Origin of the sequence: Enterococcus sp. E4-150, from assembly GCF_035726465.1 — a bacterium.
Taxonomy (GTDB): domain Bacteria; phylum Bacillota; class Bacilli; order Lactobacillales; family Enterococcaceae; genus Enterococcus_B; species Enterococcus_B faecium.
The window spans coordinates 21,728-39,733 of sequence record NZ_JAPRGK010000002.1 but is presented as its reverse complement, the minus strand read 5'-3'; the positions used below and the strand labels follow the sequence as shown (position 1 = coordinate 39,733).

At 35.7% G+C, this 18,006-nt stretch carries 27 protein-coding genes and 1 pseudogene; 21 read left to right on the top strand and 7 right to left on the bottom strand.

Going from position 1 to position 18,006, the window contains the following annotated elements:
- Nucleotides 1–79 precede the first annotated feature (79 nt).
- A complete protein-coding gene (lepA, locus tag OZ002_RS02255) occupies nt 80–1,915 on the top strand; it encodes a translation elongation factor 4 (RefSeq protein ID WP_002309066.1) in 1,836 nt (611 codons plus the stop codon).
- A gap of 92 nt (nt 1,916–2,007) precedes the next feature.
- Here the strand turns inward: lepA and OZ002_RS02250 are convergent, their stop codons facing one another.
- The 5 genes from OZ002_RS02250 to OZ002_RS02230 form a co-directional block, all read right to left on the bottom strand.
- The gene (locus OZ002_RS02250; RefSeq protein ID WP_203369437.1) at nt 2,008–3,144 is read right to left on the bottom strand and encodes a site-specific integrase; all 1,137 of its coding nucleotides are present in this window, start codon (nt 3,142–3,144) and stop codon (nt 2,008–2,010) included.
- A 155-nt stretch (nt 3,145–3,299) separates the two neighbouring features.
- The gene (locus OZ002_RS02245; RefSeq protein WP_129236107.1) at nt 3,300–3,968 is read right to left on the bottom strand and encodes a hypothetical protein; all 669 of its coding nucleotides are present in this window, start codon (nt 3,966–3,968) and stop codon (nt 3,300–3,302) included.
- Between the two features lie 102 nt (nt 3,969–4,070).
- Nucleotides 4,071–4,739: a hypothetical protein gene (locus OZ002_RS02240; RefSeq protein WP_325082833.1), complete on the bottom strand. Its 669-nt coding sequence runs from the start codon at nt 4,737–4,739 to the stop codon at nt 4,071–4,073.
- A 54-nt stretch (nt 4,740–4,793) separates the two neighbouring features.
- Nucleotides 4,794–5,222, bottom strand: coding sequence for an ImmA/IrrE family metallo-endopeptidase (locus tag OZ002_RS02235; protein ID WP_325082832.1), 429 nt, complete (start codon nt 5,220–5,222; stop codon nt 4,794–4,796).
- 6 nt (nt 5,223–5,228) lie between these two features.
- Nucleotides 5,229–5,600 carry a helix-turn-helix transcriptional regulator gene (locus tag OZ002_RS02230; RefSeq protein ID WP_227260162.1) on the bottom strand — a complete coding sequence of 124 codons (372 nt, stop codon included), beginning with the start codon at nt 5,598–5,600 and terminating at the stop codon, nt 5,229–5,231.
- A 154-nt stretch (nt 5,601–5,754) separates the two neighbouring features.
- Here OZ002_RS02230 and OZ002_RS02225 point away from each other — a divergent pair, with 154 nt between their 5' ends.
- Both OZ002_RS02225 and OZ002_RS02220 read left to right on the top strand, forming a co-directional pair.
- Nucleotides 5,755–5,988: a helix-turn-helix transcriptional regulator gene (locus OZ002_RS02225; RefSeq protein ID WP_227260160.1), complete on the top strand. Its 234-nt coding sequence runs from the start codon at nt 5,755–5,757 to the stop codon at nt 5,986–5,988.
- Nucleotides 5,985–6,254, top strand: coding sequence for a hypothetical protein (locus OZ002_RS02220; protein WP_151668588.1), 270 nt, complete (start codon nt 5,985–5,987; stop codon nt 6,252–6,254). Before OZ002_RS02225 ends, OZ002_RS02220 begins: the two co-directional genes overlap by 4 nt.
- Before the next feature lie 7 nt (nt 6,255–6,261).
- Here OZ002_RS02220 and OZ002_RS02215 read toward each other — a convergent pair whose 3' ends face one another.
- Nucleotides 6,262–6,465: a hypothetical protein gene (locus tag OZ002_RS02215; RefSeq protein ID WP_249459448.1), complete on the bottom strand. Its 204-nt coding sequence runs from the start codon at nt 6,463–6,465 to the stop codon at nt 6,262–6,264.
- Nucleotides 6,466–6,520: 55 nt separating this feature from the next.
- Between OZ002_RS02215 and OZ002_RS02210 the strand changes: the two genes are divergently transcribed.
- The 13 genes and pseudogenes from OZ002_RS02210 (at nt 6,521) to OZ002_RS02150 (ending at nt 12,642) form a co-directional block, all read left to right on the top strand.
- Nucleotides 6,521–6,673 carry a hypothetical protein gene (locus OZ002_RS02210; RefSeq protein WP_002301569.1) on the top strand — a complete coding sequence of 51 codons (153 nt, stop codon included), beginning with the start codon at nt 6,521–6,523 and terminating at the stop codon, nt 6,671–6,673.
- A gap of 63 nt (nt 6,674–6,736) precedes the next feature.
- Nucleotides 6,737–7,282: a hypothetical protein gene (locus OZ002_RS02205; RefSeq protein ID WP_002319161.1), complete on the top strand. Its 546-nt coding sequence runs from the start codon at nt 6,737–6,739 to the stop codon at nt 7,280–7,282.
- Nucleotides 7,279–7,566 (top strand): DNA-binding protein, encoded by a 288-nt coding sequence (locus OZ002_RS02200; protein ID WP_195641596.1) that lies wholly within the window; start codon nt 7,279–7,281, stop codon nt 7,564–7,566. Before OZ002_RS02205 ends, OZ002_RS02200 begins: the two co-directional genes overlap by 4 nt.
- Nucleotides 7,563–7,748, top strand: a complete 186-nt coding sequence (locus OZ002_RS02195) for a hypothetical protein (RefSeq protein ID WP_325082831.1) — start codon at nt 7,563–7,565, stop codon at nt 7,746–7,748. The genes OZ002_RS02200 and OZ002_RS02195 overlap by 4 nt, the downstream gene beginning before the upstream one ends.
- A gap of 136 nt (nt 7,749–7,884) precedes the next feature.
- On the top strand, nt 7,885–8,826 hold the full coding sequence (locus OZ002_RS02190) for a YqaJ viral recombinase family nuclease (protein WP_325082830.1): 942 nt from the start codon (nt 7,885–7,887) through the stop codon (nt 8,824–8,826).
- 1 nt (nt 8,827) lies between these two features.
- Nucleotides 8,828–9,766, top strand: a complete 939-nt coding sequence (locus OZ002_RS02185; protein ID WP_325082829.1) for a recombinase RecT — start codon at nt 8,828–8,830, stop codon at nt 9,764–9,766.
- Nucleotides 9,767–9,814: 48 nt separating this feature from the next.
- Nucleotides 9,815–10,705: a DnaD domain-containing protein gene (locus tag OZ002_RS02180; RefSeq protein ID WP_325082828.1), complete on the top strand. Its 891-nt coding sequence runs from the start codon at nt 9,815–9,817 to the stop codon at nt 10,703–10,705.
- Entirely contained in the window at nt 10,698–11,057 is a 360-nt protein-coding gene (locus OZ002_RS02175; protein WP_002324927.1) for a DUF1064 domain-containing protein, read from the top strand. The genes OZ002_RS02180 and OZ002_RS02175 overlap by 8 nt, the downstream gene beginning before the upstream one ends.
- A 14-nt stretch (nt 11,058–11,071) precedes the next feature.
- Entirely contained in the window at nt 11,072–11,260 is a 189-nt protein-coding gene (locus OZ002_RS02170; RefSeq protein ID WP_123849791.1) for an antitoxin, read from the top strand.
- On the top strand, nt 11,232–11,522 hold the full coding sequence (locus OZ002_RS02165) for a hypothetical protein (RefSeq protein ID WP_123849790.1): 291 nt from the start codon (nt 11,232–11,234) through the stop codon (nt 11,520–11,522). Before OZ002_RS02170 ends, OZ002_RS02165 begins: the two co-directional genes overlap by 29 nt.
- Nucleotides 11,522–11,689 carry a hypothetical protein gene (locus OZ002_RS02160; RefSeq protein WP_185078609.1) on the top strand — a complete coding sequence of 56 codons (168 nt, stop codon included), beginning with the start codon at nt 11,522–11,524 and terminating at the stop codon, nt 11,687–11,689. The genes OZ002_RS02165 and OZ002_RS02160 overlap by 1 nt, the downstream gene beginning before the upstream one ends.
- Before the next feature lie 87 nt (nt 11,690–11,776).
- The gene (locus OZ002_RS02155; RefSeq protein ID WP_081156593.1) at nt 11,777–11,956 is read left to right on the top strand and encodes an XtrA/YqaO family protein; all 180 of its coding nucleotides are present in this window, start codon (nt 11,777–11,779) and stop codon (nt 11,954–11,956) included.
- Between the two features lie 99 nt (nt 11,957–12,055).
- A pseudogene (locus OZ002_RS02150) lies at nt 12,056–12,642 on the top strand (positive control factor).
- A 342-nt stretch (nt 12,643–12,984) separates the two neighbouring features.
- Here the strand turns inward: OZ002_RS02150 and OZ002_RS02145 are convergent.
- Nucleotides 12,985–13,194: a hypothetical protein gene (locus OZ002_RS02145; protein ID WP_123849788.1), complete on the bottom strand. Its 210-nt coding sequence runs from the start codon at nt 13,192–13,194 to the stop codon at nt 12,985–12,987.
- 114 nt (nt 13,195–13,308) lie between these two features.
- Here OZ002_RS02145 and OZ002_RS02140 point away from each other — a divergent pair, with 114 nt between their 5' ends.
- From OZ002_RS02140 to OZ002_RS02120, 5 genes are all read left to right on the top strand, one after another.
- Nucleotides 13,309–13,746, top strand: coding sequence for a GNAT family N-acetyltransferase (locus tag OZ002_RS02140; RefSeq protein ID WP_123849787.1), 438 nt, complete (start codon nt 13,309–13,311; stop codon nt 13,744–13,746).
- A gap of 218 nt (nt 13,747–13,964) precedes the next feature.
- Nucleotides 13,965–14,897: a hypothetical protein gene (locus OZ002_RS02135; protein WP_325082827.1), complete on the top strand. Its 933-nt coding sequence runs from the start codon at nt 13,965–13,967 to the stop codon at nt 14,895–14,897.
- 120 nt (nt 14,898–15,017) lie between these two features.
- Entirely contained in the window at nt 15,018–15,788 is a 771-nt protein-coding gene (locus OZ002_RS02130) for a hypothetical protein (protein ID WP_260244697.1), read from the top strand.
- 46 nt (nt 15,789–15,834) lie between these two features.
- The gene (gene terS, locus OZ002_RS02125) at nt 15,835–16,722 is read left to right on the top strand and encodes a phage terminase small subunit (RefSeq protein ID WP_325082825.1); all 888 of its coding nucleotides are present in this window, start codon (nt 15,835–15,837) and stop codon (nt 16,720–16,722) included.
- A complete protein-coding gene (locus tag OZ002_RS02120) occupies nt 16,697–17,992 on the top strand; it encodes a PBSX family phage terminase large subunit (protein WP_325082824.1) in 1,296 nt (431 codons plus the stop codon). Before terS ends, OZ002_RS02120 begins: the two co-directional genes overlap by 26 nt.
- The last annotated feature ends 14 nt before the right edge of the window (nt 17,993–18,006 follow it).

The window sequence follows — 18,006 nt, the reverse complement described above, 5'->3', positions numbered from 1 at the left end:
GACTAATTAAAAACTCTTTAAATTACTGCTTTTCGTTGGTATAATGGAAAGTGCTGATTATATGAAAAGAGGAGACGCTATGGATATAAAGAAAATGAAAGAACGCCAAGAGCAGATTCGTAATTTTTCGATCATCGCTCATATCGACCATGGGAAATCTACATTGGCCGATCGTATTTTAGAAATGACGCACACTGTGACGTCTCGCGAAATGCAAGATCAGCTGTTAGACTCGATGGATTTGGAACGTGAACGTGGAATCACGATTAAATTAAATGCTGTAGAACTCAATTACACAGCGAAAAATGGAGAAACATATATCTTTCACTTGATTGACACCCCAGGGCACGTCGACTTCACCTATGAAGTCTCTCGAAGCCTTGCTGCCTGTGAGGGTGCCGTTTTAGTGGTCGATGCAGCACAAGGAATCGAAGCCCAAACATTGGCCAATGTTTATTTAGCCTTAGACAATGATTTGGAGATCCTGCCAGTCATCAATAAAATCGACCTACCCGCAGCAGATCCCGAACGTGTCCGTCAAGAAATCGAAGACGTAATCGGAATCGATGCTAGTGAAGCTGTATTAGCTAGTGCAAAAGCAGGGATTGGAATTGAAGATATTCTCGAGCAGATTGTGGAATATGTTCCAGCACCAAGTGGAGACTTAGATGCACCGCTAAAAGCTTTGATCTTTGATTCTATTTATGATAGTTACCGCGGTGTTGTTCTAAATGTCCGGATCACGGACGGTATGGTCAAACCCGGAGATAAAATCAAACTGATGAGTAATGGCAAAACATTTGATGTTACAGAAGTCGGGGTCTTCTCGCCAAAAGCAGTTGCTAGAGACTTTTTGATGGTCGGTGATGTTGGTTATATCACAGCAAGTATCAAAACTGTCCAAGATACTCGAGTAGGGGATACAGTAACATTAGCAGACAATCCTGCCGCTGAAGCTTTACCAGGTTACCGAAAAATGAATCCGATGGTTTATTGTGGTCTTTATCCAATTGATACTTCTCGTTACAACGATTTGCGGGAAGCTTTAGAAAAACTGCAATTGAACGATGCTGCTTTACAATTCGAACCAGAAACTTCTCAAGCATTGGGATTTGGGTTCCGCTGCGGATTCTTAGGACTTCTTCATATGGATGTCGTCCAAGAACGTTTGGAACGAGAATTCAATCTAGAATTGATTACGACTGCACCATCCGTTATTTACCATGTTAATAAAACAGATGGTACGACTGCTACAGTTGATAACCCGGCAGATTTTCCTGAACCTGTAACGATCCAAGATGTAGAAGAACCATTTGTCAAAGCACAGATTATGGTGCCCAATGATTTTGTCGGTGCAGTCATGGAACTTTCTCAACGAAAACGGGGAGAATTCATTACGATGGATTATTTAGATGATTACCGAGTAAACGTCGTCTATAATATTCCGCTTTCTGAAATTGTCTTTGACTTTTTCGACAAATTGAAATCAAGCACGAAAGGCTATGCCTCATTGGATTATGAAATGTCTGGTTATCAAAAAAGCAAGTTAGTGAAGATGGATATCTTGCTGAATGGAGAAAAAGTCGATGCATTAAGCTTTATCGTTCACCGAGACTTTGCCTATGAACGTGGAAAAGCAATCGTTGAAAAACTGAAAAAACTAATCCCACGCCAACAATTTGAGGTGCCAATCCAAGCAGCTATTGGACAAAAAATCGTTGCCCGTTCAGACATCAAGGCCTTGCGTAAAAACGTCTTGGCTAAATGTTATGGTGGAGATGTTTCTCGTAAACGTAAACTCTTAGAGAAACAAAAAGAAGGGAAGAAGCGGATGAAACAAATCGGCTCCGTCGAAGTTCCGCAAGAAGCCTTCATGGCCGTTCTGAAAATGGATGAGGACGAACCAAAGAAATAGCAAGGTTTGTTTGAAAACAGTGTAAAAAATAACCCATGTTTACATGGATTTGCCACCGGTTTGCCACCGGTGGTTTTTTTCGGTGGCAAAATTCAAGAATTCTTTCTCAGATTCTCCATGATATCGACCGTTTCATTTCTCATCTTATCTGTCACATGGGAGTAAGTATCCATCGTAATTGAAATTCTGCTGTGGCCCAATCGTTCAGAGATTTCTTTCATTTTTGCGCCATTTTCGAGAAGAAGTGTAGCATGAGTATGTCTGAGAGAATGGAAGTTAAAAGAGAGGGAGAGTGCATTCGATATCCTTCTTGTGTTCCATTTCACCACACTTGGCGTAACTAGCTCACCGTCTTCCTTCGTACATACTGCATTTGAATCAATGTAGAGCTTTCCATACTTCATTCGATTTTCTAATTGTTGTTTCTTATGTTTTTTCAGAATTGCTAGCAAGGTTTGTCCAATAAAAATCGTTCGATTGGAACTGCTTGTCTTTGGCGTACCATATACCCATGCGCCATCATTCTTTACCATTTGTTTCTCTACAGTAATTGTTCCATTTGAAAAATCGACATTATCCCACGTCAGACCACAAACTTCGCCAACGCGCATTCCCGTATAAAATCCAATATTCAAAGGAATATAGAAAGGATGTCCTTCAGGAGTAATTTCTAGCATATGATCAAAGTCTTCAAGAGAAATGATTTTTAGATCTTTTTTAGTCGTTGGTCGTTCTTCGTATTTTGGTATCTTTACATACAGCATAGGATTTTGCTTGATTAACCCCCAAGGATAAACCGCCATATTCAGCGCATTCTTAAGGACAGAGTGAGTAATAGTCATTGTTTTCTTCGAGTAACCCTTTTTAAATTCATCATTGATGAAATTTTGCAAAAGAGCAGGGGAGAGATCCGTAAGTTTTTTCTTTCCTAAATAACCATCTATATGATTTTTGATGGTAAATCGGTAGTTTTCATAGGTATTGTATTTAAGATTTAGTTTAACGTATTCCTCCATCCAAAAATCAAGGTATTGTTTTACTCGAGTATCCGTACCTAAAAAGTATTGTCCTGTTTCGTCAATATCTGATAAAACTTTTCTTAAAGCAGCTTCGGCCTCTGGTCGGGTGTCTCCGCCAACTTTCTCCACTTTTTTTCTTGAGCCATCATCATTGATATCTTCAAAATAATAATACCAACGTTTTCCACGTTTTCTCACACCGCCACGCACAAAATCAGTCCTTTCATATTGCTATGTCATTAGTACGATAGTTAAATTTTTTTGGTACATATAGAGAGGGAATAGATGTAAAATCCGTATTTTTAATAGAAGTATACGAACTTATGTTCTTTTACGTTTAAAAAGAAAAGCCCGAAGGCCAGTCTTTATTGTAAATTTAAGTTAATATCATATGTGTGATACGAGTTTTCATCATCATAATTATCAGTTTCATAGCTAGAATCAATCTTCAATCGAAGAGATTTGATTGAAGATGCATCAGGAAGTTTTGATAAAGGATAGATGCCCCAACCATCTTTTTTTGTTCCTTTCATGAAGTCACCATCCCATGAATCATAATTAAAGACTCCGCCATCATCAACTTGCTCACCATAGTCAGTTATAATTGTGGCTTGATTAGGGTATATAGATACATCTTGTTGTGTATTATCTATGTTGTAATGCACGGCTACAAAACCATTGTATTGATTATCAGAATAGTCTTTGATATCAGTAGTTTTCACAACTGAGACCCGATCGATATTTAGGTTAACACCCGCCCAAGAATTATCATTAAAATTGGTTGAATAATCTTGTTTACCTTGTACTTCTATGGATTCTCCATCAGGTACATTATCAGCTATTTTTCCGAAATCTGAATCATTTGATAGAAGATTAGTCTTTTTTTCCACAGAGCTACTGAATTCAAGAGAAACCATTGTAGAGCTCGCAGTGGTTGTTTCTTTAGGCGTATCAGAATTTGAATTACTATTTCCACATGCTCCTAGTACGATACTAGAGAACAGAATTAATCCTACCCCAACTATTTTTTTCATTTCTTCCTCCATAACAATAAAAATATATTTACTCCCACTTAATGGCAGGTAGTGATAGTCGCCATTAATAAAAAGAAAAGCCCGAAGGCTGATCTTTAAGTATTAAGCTTGTCCTGTTACTTCGAATTTATCTACGGTAATAGCAGGAACAGTATTTGTTCCCCCAATAGTAGATTCATAATCAATAGTTCCTTGAGATACTCCGTAAATAGTGATTAAGTCATTTTCTAATATTCTACTAGAAAGTTGATCAGTAGGGACTTCAATTAGAACCATTTTATCATAGTCTTGATCTACCGCCATCAGATATTGAGAGGCATCATCCCCTTCAATAACTTGAACAATTTCTCCAGATAGTGTCACTTTATTTCCAATATGTTCGTCTGGTGTTCGAGTTAATGTATCATAAGTAATTCCGGTATTATAATCTGCTGGATTTACTTCTTTTGGTGTAGAATCTTCTTTGATTTCACTATCAAAAGTGACGTCTTCGCTATCTGAACTTTCTGTCGAACTTGAATTTGCTACTTCTGAAGTAGACTTATCAGTTTTAGAAGCTGATGTAGAAGAAGCAGTACTAGTAGAAGCATTAGTAGAAGCTGAGACAGCAACCCCAGCAATGAATAAAATTGCTGATACACAAGTGATGATTAAACCAACTTTTTTAGGTTTTTTCTTAATTAAATTCATAATTAACATAATTAAACCAACTATAAAACCTAATAAACCAACTATTGATAAAATATTGCTAAACCCATAATAAATAAACACCTAACCTATTCTATTTTTTTACACCCACTTAGGGCAGGACGTAGTAGCCACCAATTAAATTAAAAATCTATACACGCTTTCAGGAAGCCCGTACAAATTTGTTAATTCCTCAACTTTCCTAGGGTATTGATCGTTGTCTTCTTTATAAAGAGAAACAATGAGATTAGCAGCAAAGCAATTCGCTTCGCTTTCTGATTTGCTTCTGGATGTTCGTGTGGATACATAATAGCTAGATAACCCACGATGAAAGATGGCGTGACCAAGCTCATGAGCACAAATATAAAATCTTTCCTCAGAATCCTTTAATTCGTTATTCAAAAGAATGACAGCACGACCTAAAATTTCTTGGAATTGACCTTTAGGATCATCAATAAAAGGAACATATTCAATCTGAATATCCATTTTTTCACAAATATAAAATGGATTAGCGGATTGATACTTCCGCTTTAGGTTCTCAACTAAATTGATAACATCCAATTCCATACCCAATCACTTCTCTTTGTCCTTGTCTTCTTTTTTGAATTTCCAAAACATGCCTGCTAAAACATCTCTGACTCTTTGAAGTTGTTCGGGTGTTAAAGTTTCGCCCCCATAAGCCATGTTAGCATTTGATTCTAGTAGTTTATCAAGTTCGATCATATCTTCTTTAGTCGCCCACTCTGGAGCTTTATGATTACTTAATAGATAGTCAGTACTAACATTAAATAGATGAGCTAACTTAGTTAGAGCTTCTGAATTAGGTTCTGCTCGACCTACTTCCCAACTTCCTATAGTTTGTTGAGATACACTCATTTTTTTCGCTAGTTCTGCTTGGGTCCAGCCATGTTGCTTTCTCAGTTCTTTTATTCGGTCTTTTAACACAGCAAGTCCTCCTTTTAATAAAATTATATACTACAAAGCGTAGTCGGTACAACGAAATTTAGTTAATACAAAAAAAAGTAGTAAAAATGGTTGACTTACTAAAATTTGTAGTATATTATAACTACATAAGGTAGTAAAAGAGAGGTGGAAATTTATGGAAAACAAAATGGGACAAATAAGAACTAGAAAAGGAATTTCTCAATCACAACTAGCATCTTTATTAAAGGTATCCCAAAAAACAATCAGTTCTTGGGAGGTGGGGCGTACCTTGCCTAAACCTTCCCAGATGCAACATCTAGAAGATATTTTTCATGTTCCTAAAGAGAAAATTTTTTTTATGGCTTTTAACTACAAAAATGAGTTAAAAACAAAGGAGGCTGTCAAATGACACGACAAGAAAAAATAAACAATCTGCTAAAACTCTCAATACAACCTAAAGTTGAAAACCCAACAATTTCACCAAATTATGAAATTAAATTAAATGATTGGACATTAGGACGTGGAGTAACAAATATTGAACTATTTATGCCAGCATCAGGCAAGCCAAAACTAAAAATCGAATGTTTTATAGATGAAGTTGATATAAAAGATGTTTTGGTAGGACCAGAAATTCTCCCTTTGAGTAAATACTTCAAAAATTCAAAAGGAGAATAACTAAAAATTATTTATTAATTACAATTGGAACAGGCTCACTATAATAACTTTCTGTTTCTAAAATATTGTCGGGATATTTTAAATGAAGAGAGTTCACAGTATCGATTACATCTTTTTGATTGAAACCTTCTAAATAGTGGGTACTTGTCCCTTTAGGAGCTATTTCAACGATTTCGATTATCTTTTTAACGATAGATTCTTTATAAGCCATAATCTCACCACCTTCCATAGTGAGATTATATCAAATAAATAAGGAGATGATTTTAATGACACGCCAAGAAAAAATAAACATCGTACTTGATGCTAGACCTAGACTAGTCCACATCATCAAATGTGCAAATGATGATCAACTCGATCGTCTAGTTGAAGAAGTTCAAAAAGAGCTTGAACGTGAACTAGATGAAGCAGCTTTTGTTTGATTCTTTAAATTAATAGTATAAAAAAATTGCTCGTATTGATATACGGGCGAATAAGAATATGAGGTGTTTAAACTGTTAAAAAAATCAAGTGTTATTCGAGAATCGTTAGTCGAAGTAATTAATAAGAGTGGTGAGACCAAAAAGGAAATAGCAAGACAAATCAACGTCTCTCAACAGTCATTAAGCGATTGGACAACATTGCTTAATACGAAGCCCGTGACGTTGGAAAATGCTCAGGCGTTAACGGATCATTTTAGAGATTCAGATTTCACTCTTCAAGTGATTCATGAGTTCTTTGGTTTATTTAAATCTATAGATGGTGATGTTTATAGGAGAGATCCATCTTCATTAGACAAGTTGCAAATGATTGAATCAGATGAGCGGAAACAGAAGAAGCAAGAAGTAGAGAAAATTCTTCTTAAACAAGTAAATTACTTAACTGTTGATGATCGTCAACAAATTATTGCATATGCTTATGAATTTTTAGACGAGATTATGGTTGAAGTCACACTAATAAGTGCGTTGTGCGAAATACTTGGAATCGATATTCGCAAGCTTAGTGAGGAACGGCTGTCGTACTGGGTAGTACAAGGATATATGAAAGGATGATGGAAATGGAAACATTGGAAAATATTTTTCCAAAAAAAGTTGTCTTGAAGCGCAACAATAAAAGAAACATTGAAAAATTAACATACTCAGTTACTGAAGCAGCATTGGCCATAACAACAAATCCTCAAAATGTTAAAGATTTGATTGAGATGGGATACTTGGGTTGCTTAAAGATTGGAGAGATACGGATACCCAAAGCTGAAGTTAACCGTTTTTTAAACAATTATATGAACCAAGATTTGGCTAGTGAAATTTCAAATTTTAGAAAGGGGAAAAAAGTATGAAATCAAATTTTAGGATGAACGTCAGAGCAGGACTGCTACTGATGCTGATAGGTAGCGTTCTTTCAGCTTGGAACTGGCGTTTCGCTGCAATTTCATTTGGAACATTAGTGGTAACGTATCTAGTCCGCGAATCAATGAAAGAACATCCACAAAAAAGACCGACTAGCGACGGCCGTCGCTAATCGGCAACATATCAAAATATCTTATCTGTATTTTAGCATGAAAGGAAGGCTAAAACAATGAACGATTTTGGACAAGCATTAGATCAGTATTTAACTACTCCAGAATGGGGTACACCATATTTTGAGGAGGAAGACGATGAGTAAGTCTATTTTAGAAATGAGCCGTCAAGAATGGCTTGAAGACCGTAAAAAAGGTATTGGCGGCTCTGATGTTGGAACGATTTTAGGATTGAATAAATGGAAATCAGCTTATCAATTATGGCTTGAAAAAACAGGGCAAGTCGTACTTGAAGAAATAGCAAGCGAGCCAGCTTATTGGGGCAATATCTTAGAAGAAGTTGTTGCTAAAGAATTTCAAGAACGGACAGGTAAAAAGGTTCGCAGAAGAAACCAAGTCTTTGAACATCCGCTGCATCCGTTTCTAAGAGCGAACATTGATCGTGATGTTGTTGGAGAAAATGCCATTCTGGAATGCAAAACAGCCAATCAATTTCTCGGTAAAGAGTGGGAAGGTGAAGAAGTACCACTTAGTTATCTCTGCCAAGTTCAACATTACATGAACGTTCTAAACAAAGACTATTGTTACATCGCTGTCTTAATCGGTGGTCAAAAATTTATCTGGAAGCGGATTGAACGAGATCAAGAGTTGATCGATACAATCACTGAACAATTAGTAGAGTTTTGGGAAACGAATGTTCTTGGAGGCATCGAGCCAGTTATTGACGGTAGTCAAGCGACAGCTGATTTCTTGAAAGAAAAGTATGCAGATGTTGAAGACGTTCAAACGGCGTTGCCAATTCGTTTTGATGAACTAGTTGAACAGAAAAACGAACTCAAACGGACTAAGAAAGAAATTGAATCGGCTATTCGACAGGTGGACAACGAGATCATCAGTGAATTAGGTAAACGTGAAGCTAGTATCGGGATCACTCAAAAAAACATCATCAGTTGGAAACTTGTCCGTACGAGACGTATGAACTCGAAGAAACTAGCAGAGAAATATCCAGATATCGCAAATGATGAAGAGATTTATAACGTTACTGAATCAAGAAGGCTAACCGAAAAGGAGATCAAATAATATGGCAACAAATGAATCGTTAAAAAATCAATTGGCAGCAAAGCCACAGAAACAAGTTGCACCAGGTCAATTAGGACTTAAAGCTTTGATGAATACACCAACAATGAGAAAGAAGTTTGAAGAGGTGCTTCACGATAACGCTAATGCTTTTATGTCGAATGTGATGACACTGGTATCAAATGATAGCTATCTTGCTGACAGCGAACCAATGTCCATCATGAGCGGCGCACTGACTGCTGCAACGTTAAATCTTGGACTGGATAAGAATCTTGGCTATGCCTATCTCGTTCCATTTAATAGCAAAAACAAGCAAACAGGAAAATGGGAAAAGAAAGCTCAGTTCTTACTCGGCTACAAAGGGTACATCCAGTTGGCTCAACGGTCAGGTAAATATAAAGCATTGAATGTCATTGAAGTATACGAAGGCGAATTAAAGAGCTGGAATCGTCTAACTGAAGAGTTTGATTTCGATCCAAAGGGACGGAAGTCAGATGAAGTTATTGGGTACGTTGGTTACTTTGAACTGCTAAATGGTTTTAAGAAAACTGTCTATTGGACCAAGCAAGAAATAGAAGCACATCGTATCGCGAACAGTAAAGATCGTGACAAAACCAAATTAAGCGGTGTGTGGGCATCAGATTACAATGCGATGGCTCGAAAAACTGTTCTTAGAAATCTCCTTTCTAAATGGGGAATTTTATCCGTTGAAATGCAAGAAGCCACCACCTCAGACGAAAAAGTACAAAAAGTACAAGAAGATGGGAGCATCATTTCTGAAACAGAAGTCGAAGAGGATATCCCTGAAAGAAAAGAAGCAGAAAAAGTGGAAATAAATACTGACAATGGCTCAACAGCATTTGAAGAATATGCAGAATCAGTTCAGACAGATGAAGCACAAGAATCGCTGTTCGATGCATCGAATCCACCATTAAATAATTAGTGAGGGAGTTTTCTCCCTCAAATTACTAGAACGAAAGGAGGGACTCAATTGGATTATATCGGACAGCTTAATGCTTTCGACAATTGGCTTGAATATAACGAGCTTGGCGCTGGTCCCCAATTGCTTTGGTACAAGCTTATGGCTATAGCAAACAGAAGTGGATGGCAGAGCGAATTATCGATTGCCAATACAAGGCTACAAGCAATGACTAAAACGTCTGAAAAAACATTGATTAATAATCGAAACCAATTGATCCAAAATGGACTCCTTCAATATAAAAAGAGAGGTCGTACAAAAGCTGGTGTTTATATCCTTTCTGATTTAACTGGAAATTTTACAGTAAAAACTACAGTAGATAATACGGTAGAAAACTCCACTACTGGAAATATTCCAGTAGATAGTAAAGTAAATCCGAAAGTAAATAGGGAAGTAAATCCTTCAGTAGATTCTACAGTAAATCCTTCAGCTTATATAAACAATACAAAACAAAACAAGACAAATAAAGAAGATGATATAGGCGTGTATGAGTTCATCCAAAAAAACTGGGGGAAAGCACCTACTGGACTTTTGCAAGGAGCATTAGGACCGATGATTAAAACTTGGGGAGCAGATATGATTCTCTTTGCTTTTAAATTAGCTTTCGAAAACAACGTTGAGATGCCAGGATTGAAAAAATATGTTGAAGCGATATTAAATTCATGGAGTAATCAAGGAATTAAGACAATGGAATCAGCAGAAAAAGCTCAAGAAGCTTTTAAGAACAAGAAAAAACAAAACTATCTTCCTAAACGTCAAAACAATGTACGGCGTGAAAAGTTACCTGATTGGGTCAACAAACCTCAAGAAGAAAAGACGCTAGACCCTGATAAAAAAGCAGAATTAGAAGCCCGCTTTGCTGCTTATCAGGCTAAGAAGGAGGCGCTTCTTGAGAATGAATAAATATCGTAATCGAAAAACTATCCATCGAGGTATCAAGTTTGATTCTATCGCGGAAGCAGAGTATTACGATCTAGCCTTGTGGCAAGCAGAAGCGAACGGCTGGAAAGTAAAACTTCAGGAACGATTTGAGCTGATGCCGAAATTTGAACTAGACGGAAAGAAATATCGCAAGATCGAGTATATTCCCGACTTCACATTTTATAAAAACGGCAAACTTGTCAAAGTCGTAGATGTTAAAGGAATGCAGACAAAAGACTTTAAGATCAAGGCAAAGTTGTTCTGTCATCAATATCAAGTGCCGTTGATATTAGCTAAAAAATATCGGAATACGTTCAAGGAAGAGCGTTTTTAACGAGGTGGTCCATCATGACAACAGAAGAAGTGATTCAAATGCGTATTCGAAGCATTCAACGTGAGATTGACGATCTGAAACGAACAAAGGCAGTGATGGTCAATGAAACGTCGAGGAAGGCAATCAATTTGCACATAGAGAACTTAAGATTCGTAGAATTGAGGAGGAGAAAGAATGAAACTAAAAGACGGATTTTACGCTAGTAGTCATGGTATCGGCGGTTTAATGCTAGATATGCCGACAAAGAATCCTAAAACACGTAAGAAACCAAAAGTCAAAGTCGGTGACATGGTTCGCTGTGAAGCAGAGGAGTTCATCTATCCATTTCGTGGATATGTAGAACACGTCTATAATCACTCAGCAATCATTCGTATTGAAAACACGATGGAATGCGACAAGTGGTTAGCGAAAAGCAAAGAGAATTTAGCTGTAGCGAGATTGGTGGATATGGAGGTAATTAACTAATGATTACAAACGTTATTAGTATCATAGCAATAGTTATTCTACTTTTGACAGTTGTTTCCTTGAATAATGAAACAACTAATCTCAAAAAAGAAAACAATAAACTAAAAAGCATGCTGAAAGACACGAAGTATGCTGAAATTGTCGATTTATTATCTGATAACAAATAAAAACAGCAAGCCATTATTAGCTCGCTGCTCGTGACAAATATGATTTGCCCCTGCCAAGGTAAGTCTATTATATCACAGGAGGCAGTTATGGAGTTAAAGGTAATTGAATTAAGCGACATTGAAAAAATGCAAGGAGAACATTGTTTAATCATTATTTCAAACGGTCAAATGAAAAGTGTCGAGCTTCCTTCGTTTGGAACAACAGTTATAGAGTCTCATTGCAATAAAGTTAAGCAAGTTAAAGAAGAAGTAAAACAACTATTTTAAATATTATCCTACCAGAAAACTGGCGGATACAAGTTAACAAGAATTTTCTTGTTGATTTGTGTCCGTTTTTTTATTTGCGAAATTGAGGAGGCTATCTATATGAATGAGTTGATTCAAGAATACAAAACTGACTTGAATATATTGAAAAAACAGCATCAAAAAATTTTAAATAAACGATATCGCGTGCCTGTTAACGAAAATGGGAGAGTGATACATAAGTTAATAGATGATCGCACTCCTCAAGACATCGCAGATCAAAAAGTGATAGCAGAAGCTATATCAACAACAGAATATGCTTTATTTTGGCTAGAAACAGGGAGAGAAAAACCATTTGATGATGAACAAGCTAAGAAGATACCAAAACATAGGAGAGCCGTTAAAGTGGCAGATATCGATGTTATGAGTTATGAAGTTTACTTGCAAGAAATAGAAAAACCAGCTGAAGAGACGGTTTCCCCAAAGAAAAAAGAAATGTTGCTCCAAGTGACGGAGAAGAATCTTTATTGTCTAATAAAGAACTGACATTATTCCATCTGATCAATAAAGATCTATGCACTTATGGAGAAGCTGCTGAAAAAATGGACTTAGCTGTTGGAACAGTCAAATCTATGTCTCAGAGGATAAAAAATAAGATTGATAATTATTTTGAATATGGACACCAAATCAACCTTTTTGAGATTAGCTAAAATTTGTAAACCATTCCCACCTATAAGTGAAGGCAATTATTAGATGAGACACTCACAAATTAATTCATTTTTTTATTCCGAATAATTGTTCTTCAAAAATAAAACATGCATCGTTTTCGATGCTTCTTCTTTAACGATAGTCGGTGGCAACCAACATAAATAAAAAGGATGTGAACTCAACTCCTCCTAAAACGTTCTTATTATCTATTTGTTGTCACTGGCTATTAATATGAATGGATAAAGAAATTTCATGCAAATATTTAATTAATATTTGTATTCTAATAAAAAGAAAAGCCCTGCAATTGTTTTTGACATTGCAAAGCTAATACGAAGTATTATATTTTAGGCATTTAAACGAATCCACTTAATCGTAGATAAATTAATTATTCGACTGCCGGTATCACCATAAACATTTTTTTGCTTAACATGAATATAATTTTCTTCATTCGGCAGTGCATCAACCAAAGTATCTGCAGTAAATTGAATTTCTTTATCAAAAACAAATATAACTTGTTTTTGATTTGATAAAGCATCTATGATGGTTTGTTTCACTTTGTTAATCCTCCCTGTCAGTTATTTCAGCGGACCACTCGTTGATAAATAAAATTATACACTTAGTATTTATTTTCACAATATCTGTGATAAGATTTTACTGAGGTGAAAAATATGGAACTTAACGAGAGAGTAATATCTTGGGGAATGCCAGAGTTTTTTGCAGATAAAGGAATAGAATATAGGATAAATAAACCTGGAGATTTTTATCTAATTGATAAAGAAGGCAATAAACGATTTGAAATGGATTTCACTTCATTTGAAAATCCATGCAGAGCAATTCCCCAACCAAAAGACACTTTAGTTTTAAACTGGATTCAAGTAGTTAAACCAGAAGATCGAAAAAAAGGTATAGCATCTTACTATCTAAAAAAATTGGTTGAATATTGTACAGAATTAAGTATAACCACTATCGAATTATCCGTAATAAATATGGATAATACGAATGGAAAATCAGATGCGATAGAGGGAAATCATCTAGGAGAATCCGAGTTAATTGATTTTTATGAAAGACATATTGAACGAGACGGGGGACTAATATTAAAAATCTAACCATGATCACTCATTGAGTGGTCTTTTTTTATATTATAAAGGAGTGATAGAAGAAAAGTATCTCACAGTCGTGGTGTACAAATTTCCTAGCTAAATTTAATTTTTTGATCGCGCCTCTAGATAATTTATAATAATAGGCTTTTGAATAAAAAGTTATTGATTTTTGTATAGAGTTATAACTAGAATAATATGTAGTAAGAAAATTCAGGAGAGAGCTTATGGATGATAATAAAAATGAAATATATAAGATGATGAATTATAAACCGTTTAATTATGCTGATTACTTTTCGGATTCACTAAAAGAATCACTAAAATCATTTCACCAGATGAATTCAGTTTTTAAGGAGAGCGTAAATGTAATGAATTTTCCATATTTTAGAGCTGCTTTGCAATCCATTAAGGAAACGCTTAGGTATGTTAATCCCATGGCTCAAATGATACAAGATGCAATTCGACCTTTACAGAAAGTAAACATGGGAGAACAAATATCAGCTGCTTTATCTTCTATAAACTGGGAAGGCTTAAAATTTACTGCAGAGATTTCTAAAATAATAAATACAAAAGTAGATATGCATCAGTTGGAAATAATGGCTGATTTAGGATGGACCGTACCTACTTTTATTTATCCTACTCTTCATGTTTATAGTGTTTCATTTTTAAAAAAAGAAGAGATTAATAGATATATGCTGAGTCTTTATTGTAGAAATAATTTTTCATATCTAATTGAAACGCTGAATTCCATTGCTGATAATACTGATGAGGAATACAAAATTATCGTTTATCAAATCATCGATGTTTTAAACAGGAATTGGAAAAACTATAAATTATGTATAGCGAATATTTTCATGCTGATTGAACATTGTTCACTCAAGAAAAAAAGTCCTAATATGAGAATGAAAAGAAATTTTAATGTAGGAATGTTAAAAGAACTTATCATTGAAAATGATGATCAGGATATATATACGATGGCAGAGCAACAATGCAGAGTAACTATACAAAAATATTTGATAACTCAAGATTTTAGTAAACCGGAGCAGCTTTTTTTGGGTAGACATACGTATCTTCATGGAAGATTTTCCCCAGAAAGAGTTTCTTTTGCAGATTTTATTCGGTTAATAAATAATACAGCATTTTATTTTGAAGTATTATAGCTTTCTAAACAAATCAGTTAGAAAAATTTCTAGTTTAAAAATATTTATTTAAGCTAATCCTATATCAAAAGGTATTGAAAGTTAGTAGATGATTATATTAAAACTGAGGGAGGTGATAGAATGTTACCAGGTATTTTTTATGATCATAACGGAGAAATTATTTGGTCTGGTGTTTCAGCACTGATTTCTCTTATAGCAGCTATAATGGTACTCATTGGTGTAATAATGAACGTATGTACACAAAGGAAGATAGCTAAACAACAAATAGATGCTAATTTAAAAGCCCAGGCAAGAATAAAATGGATAGACGGAGTTAGACAAAAGTCGTCAGAGCTTATCTCTCTTTTGATTTCTCTACAAAAGGAAGAGGTAGTATTCCATGAACAGTGGCCAAAAATTGAAGAGATTTCTGAACTGCTAAAATTATATTTTAATTCGATTGAAAGCAAAGAAATTGAAGATAAAATATATATAGAGAGAGATAAAATAATAGTAGCAGATGATGTGAAAGAAAAACTTTACAATGCGGAAAAAAATGACGGTAAGCATATTTATATTAGGAGATACATTGAATGCTTAATTAATTTATATGATGGAGACCATTATAAAAATATTTTAGACCAAAATAAAAAAGTATTTTCAAATTTGAAAAAATATGAGTTAGATAATGCTGATAAGGTTACAGGGACAGAAGATGATGCTAAACATAAGCTTTCTCCTGAGGAGATAGATGAATATCAGGAACATGTTCGACATCTAGAAACAGCAGAGAATAATTATAAAAAAGTAAGCGAAATGTTAGTAAATTACAAGCAAGCTGTTGCTGTTTTTTCAAAAGTTATTGGAATATATTTAAAAATAGAATGGGACGTTGCTAAAGAAGGAAAATAGAAAAACAAAACTCAACCTAAACAGAATGTGAGGTGGTGTGTATTGAATGGCAAGAAAACGTGATCCAAGACGAGATGAAGCCAAGAAAATTTGGTTGGAATCTAAAGGAGAAAAGCGGTTAAAAGAAATTGCATCTGAATTAAATGTTTCAGATTCTCAAATTAGAAAATGGAAATCTCAAGACAAGTGGAGCGCTGAATTGAAAAGTAACGTTACCAATGGCAAAAGTAACGTTACTAATCAAGGTGGCGCTCCTATTGGCAATCAAAATGCTAAAGGTAACAAAGGAAATAGCCGAGCCTCTCCGCCAGTAGGTAATAAAAATGCCTTGAAAATAGGCGAGTATGAAACAATATTTTTTGAGACATTAAGTGATGAAGAGAAGGACATCTATTCTAGTTTGAATGATGATCCTTCTTTTGCTTTGTCTGAAGAAATACGGCTACTTAAGATAAGGCAACTTCGAATGATGAAAAGGATTCAACAAGCCGAAGCTGGTTTAAATGATGAAGAAGTCGAACGTCTCCAGCAACTGCGCAATATTAAAACACCACTTGATGTTGATGGTAAAAAGCTTGAGATCAAGCGTGAGGTTATGCAAGATGTTCAAGTAAGTAGAAAAGTATATCGTAAAATTGATGATATTCTCTCAATTGAAGATTCTCTAACTCGCATCAGTAACCAGTTGACAAAATCGATTAAACAACTAAATGAATTATCCTTATTAGGAGGCAAAGTTGTATTAATGGAAGAGCAGAAACGGAAGATAACCTTTGAAGCTGATATTCTCGAACATAAAGTCTCTAAACTTATTCTGAAACAAGGTGAGCAAAATAAAGTACAGGGCCTTATCGATATCGGTCAAGCACTTATTGGTCCAATAGCGGAAGATGAGGAGAGTGGGCAAGATGAGCCAGATGAAGTTATCGACTAAGCAACAAGAGAATATTTTTCAACCACTCAAAGGGATTCGGATGGAATTGAACGAGGGAACGATTCGTTCTGGTAAGACGATGTCGGATGCTCAAAAGATGGCATTAATATACGCAGGACATCCCGATACGAATCATCTTGTACTTGCTTATAACCAAGAACAAGCTTACAGAATGTTTATGGATTGTGAAGGGTTCGGACTGGAACATATCTTTGCCAGCTGTGCTGAGATTCGACACGATGAGCATGGGGATCATTTATGGATCAATCTACCACAGGGAGAAAAGCGGATCTATTATAAAGGCGGTGGAAAAGTAAATGCTGTCGGCGCTATCACTGGGATGTCATTTGGAACAGTCACTTTTTTGGAATTCAATCTGCTTAACAAAGCGGTCATAGAGGAGGCTTTTCGTCGGACTAAAGCTTCTAGCTTTCGTTATCATCTCGCTGAACAGAATCCGCCAGCACCAAATCATCCGAACCTAGAAACTCTTAAACCCTTTATAGAAACTGGGTCTTTTAAGTTTCGTCATTGGCGACCACAAGACAATCCCATTTTAACGAAACAAGCTCTAAAAGAATGGGAAGCAGAATGTAGGGTTTCTGAGTATAAATATAAAAGGGATTGGCTAGGTGATCGTGTGATGCCTAAAGGCGTGATCTATTCAATGTTCAATGACGATGCTCATATGACAAAAGAAATCGCAGGCAGGCCTGTAGAAGCGTTCTTTAGTGCTGATGGTGGACAAAGTGATGCAACTACCTGTTCCTTAAATCTCGTTACATGGAAAGATGGAGAATATTATCTCTATCGGATGGCTAACTTCTACCATAGTGGTGCCGACACGGGTGTCACGAAAGCGATGAGTGAGTATGCCAAGGAAATTAAGCAGTTTAAAGAATGGTGTTATAAAGAGTGGTCATGGCTGCCTAAGCATTCAAAATTCTTTGTCGATCCAGCCTGTAAGTCATTGAGTGAGGAATTACGTGTGTTAGGAATCGTCACAACAAAAGCAGACAACAACTCAAAAGATAAAGTAACTAGCAATGGCACTAAAATTGAAGTAGGGATTGAACGAACGCAAAGCGCCTTTTCAAAAGGACGCTTTTTTCTTTACGATCATGATGGCAAGTATGGTCATTATCATTTCATCAAAGAATTAGGAATGTACGTTCGGAATGATTCTGGCTACCCAGTGGATAAAAACAACCATGCATTAGACGAATGTCGTTATGCGATTAATTACTTTACGAAACGCTATGTTCTTTAGCAGGAGGTGATCAG

Excerpts from the sequence above, each read along its gene's own strand:
- OZ002_RS02190 (WP_325082830.1), top strand. The coding sequence starts at position 7,885 with ATGAGTAAGTCTATTTTAGAAATGAGCCGTCAAGAATGGCTTGAAGAC.
- OZ002_RS02245 (WP_129236107.1), bottom strand. The coding sequence starts at position 3,968 with ATGAAAAAAATAGTTGGGGTAGGATTAATTCTGTTCTCTAGTATCGTA.
- OZ002_RS02160 (WP_185078609.1), top strand. The coding sequence starts at position 11,522 with ATGATTACAAACGTTATTAGTATCATAGCAATAGTTATTCTACTTTTG.
- lepA (WP_002309066.1), top strand. The coding sequence starts at position 80 with ATGGATATAAAGAAAATGAAAGAACGCCAAGAGCAGATTCGTAATTTT.
- OZ002_RS02120 (WP_325082824.1), top strand. The coding sequence starts at position 16,697 with ATGAGCCAGATGAAGTTATCGACTAAGCAACAAGAGAATATTTTTCAA.
- OZ002_RS02215 (WP_249459448.1), bottom strand. The coding sequence starts at position 6,465 with ATGGCTTATAAAGAATCTATCGTTAAAAAGATAATCGAAATCGTTGAA.
- OZ002_RS02165 (WP_123849790.1), top strand. The coding sequence starts at position 11,232 with ATGAAACTAAAAGACGGATTTTACGCTAGTAGTCATGGTATCGGCGGT.
- OZ002_RS02170 (WP_123849791.1), top strand. The coding sequence starts at position 11,072 with ATGACAACAGAAGAAGTGATTCAAATGCGTATTCGAAGCATTCAACGT.
- OZ002_RS02135 (WP_325082827.1), top strand. The coding sequence starts at position 13,965 with ATGGATGATAATAAAAATGAAATATATAAGATGATGAATTATAAACCG.
- OZ002_RS02200 (WP_195641596.1), top strand. The coding sequence starts at position 7,279 with ATGATGGAAATGGAAACATTGGAAAATATTTTTCCAAAAAAAGTTGTC.
- OZ002_RS02210 (WP_002301569.1), top strand. The coding sequence starts at position 6,521 with ATGACACGCCAAGAAAAAATAAACATCGTACTTGATGCTAGACCTAGA.
- OZ002_RS02155 (WP_081156593.1), top strand. The coding sequence starts at position 11,777 with ATGGAGTTAAAGGTAATTGAATTAAGCGACATTGAAAAAATGCAAGGA.
- OZ002_RS02185 (WP_325082829.1), top strand. The coding sequence starts at position 8,828 with ATGGCAACAAATGAATCGTTAAAAAATCAATTGGCAGCAAAGCCACAG.
- OZ002_RS02175 (WP_002324927.1), top strand. The coding sequence starts at position 10,698 with ATGAATAAATATCGTAATCGAAAAACTATCCATCGAGGTATCAAGTTT.
- OZ002_RS02220 (WP_151668588.1), top strand. The coding sequence starts at position 5,985 with ATGACACGACAAGAAAAAATAAACAATCTGCTAAAACTCTCAATACAA.
- terS (WP_325082825.1), top strand. The coding sequence starts at position 15,835 with ATGGCAAGAAAACGTGATCCAAGACGAGATGAAGCCAAGAAAATTTGG.
- OZ002_RS02195 (WP_325082831.1), top strand. The coding sequence starts at position 7,563 with ATGAAATCAAATTTTAGGATGAACGTCAGAGCAGGACTGCTACTGATG.
- OZ002_RS02140 (WP_123849787.1), top strand. The coding sequence starts at position 13,309 with ATGGAACTTAACGAGAGAGTAATATCTTGGGGAATGCCAGAGTTTTTT.
- OZ002_RS02225 (WP_227260160.1), top strand. The coding sequence starts at position 5,755 with ATGGAAAACAAAATGGGACAAATAAGAACTAGAAAAGGAATTTCTCAA.
- OZ002_RS02130 (WP_260244697.1), top strand. The coding sequence starts at position 15,018 with ATGTTACCAGGTATTTTTTATGATCATAACGGAGAAATTATTTGGTCT.
- OZ002_RS02235 (WP_325082832.1), bottom strand. The coding sequence starts at position 5,222 with ATGGAATTGGATGTTATCAATTTAGTTGAGAACCTAAAGCGGAAGTAT.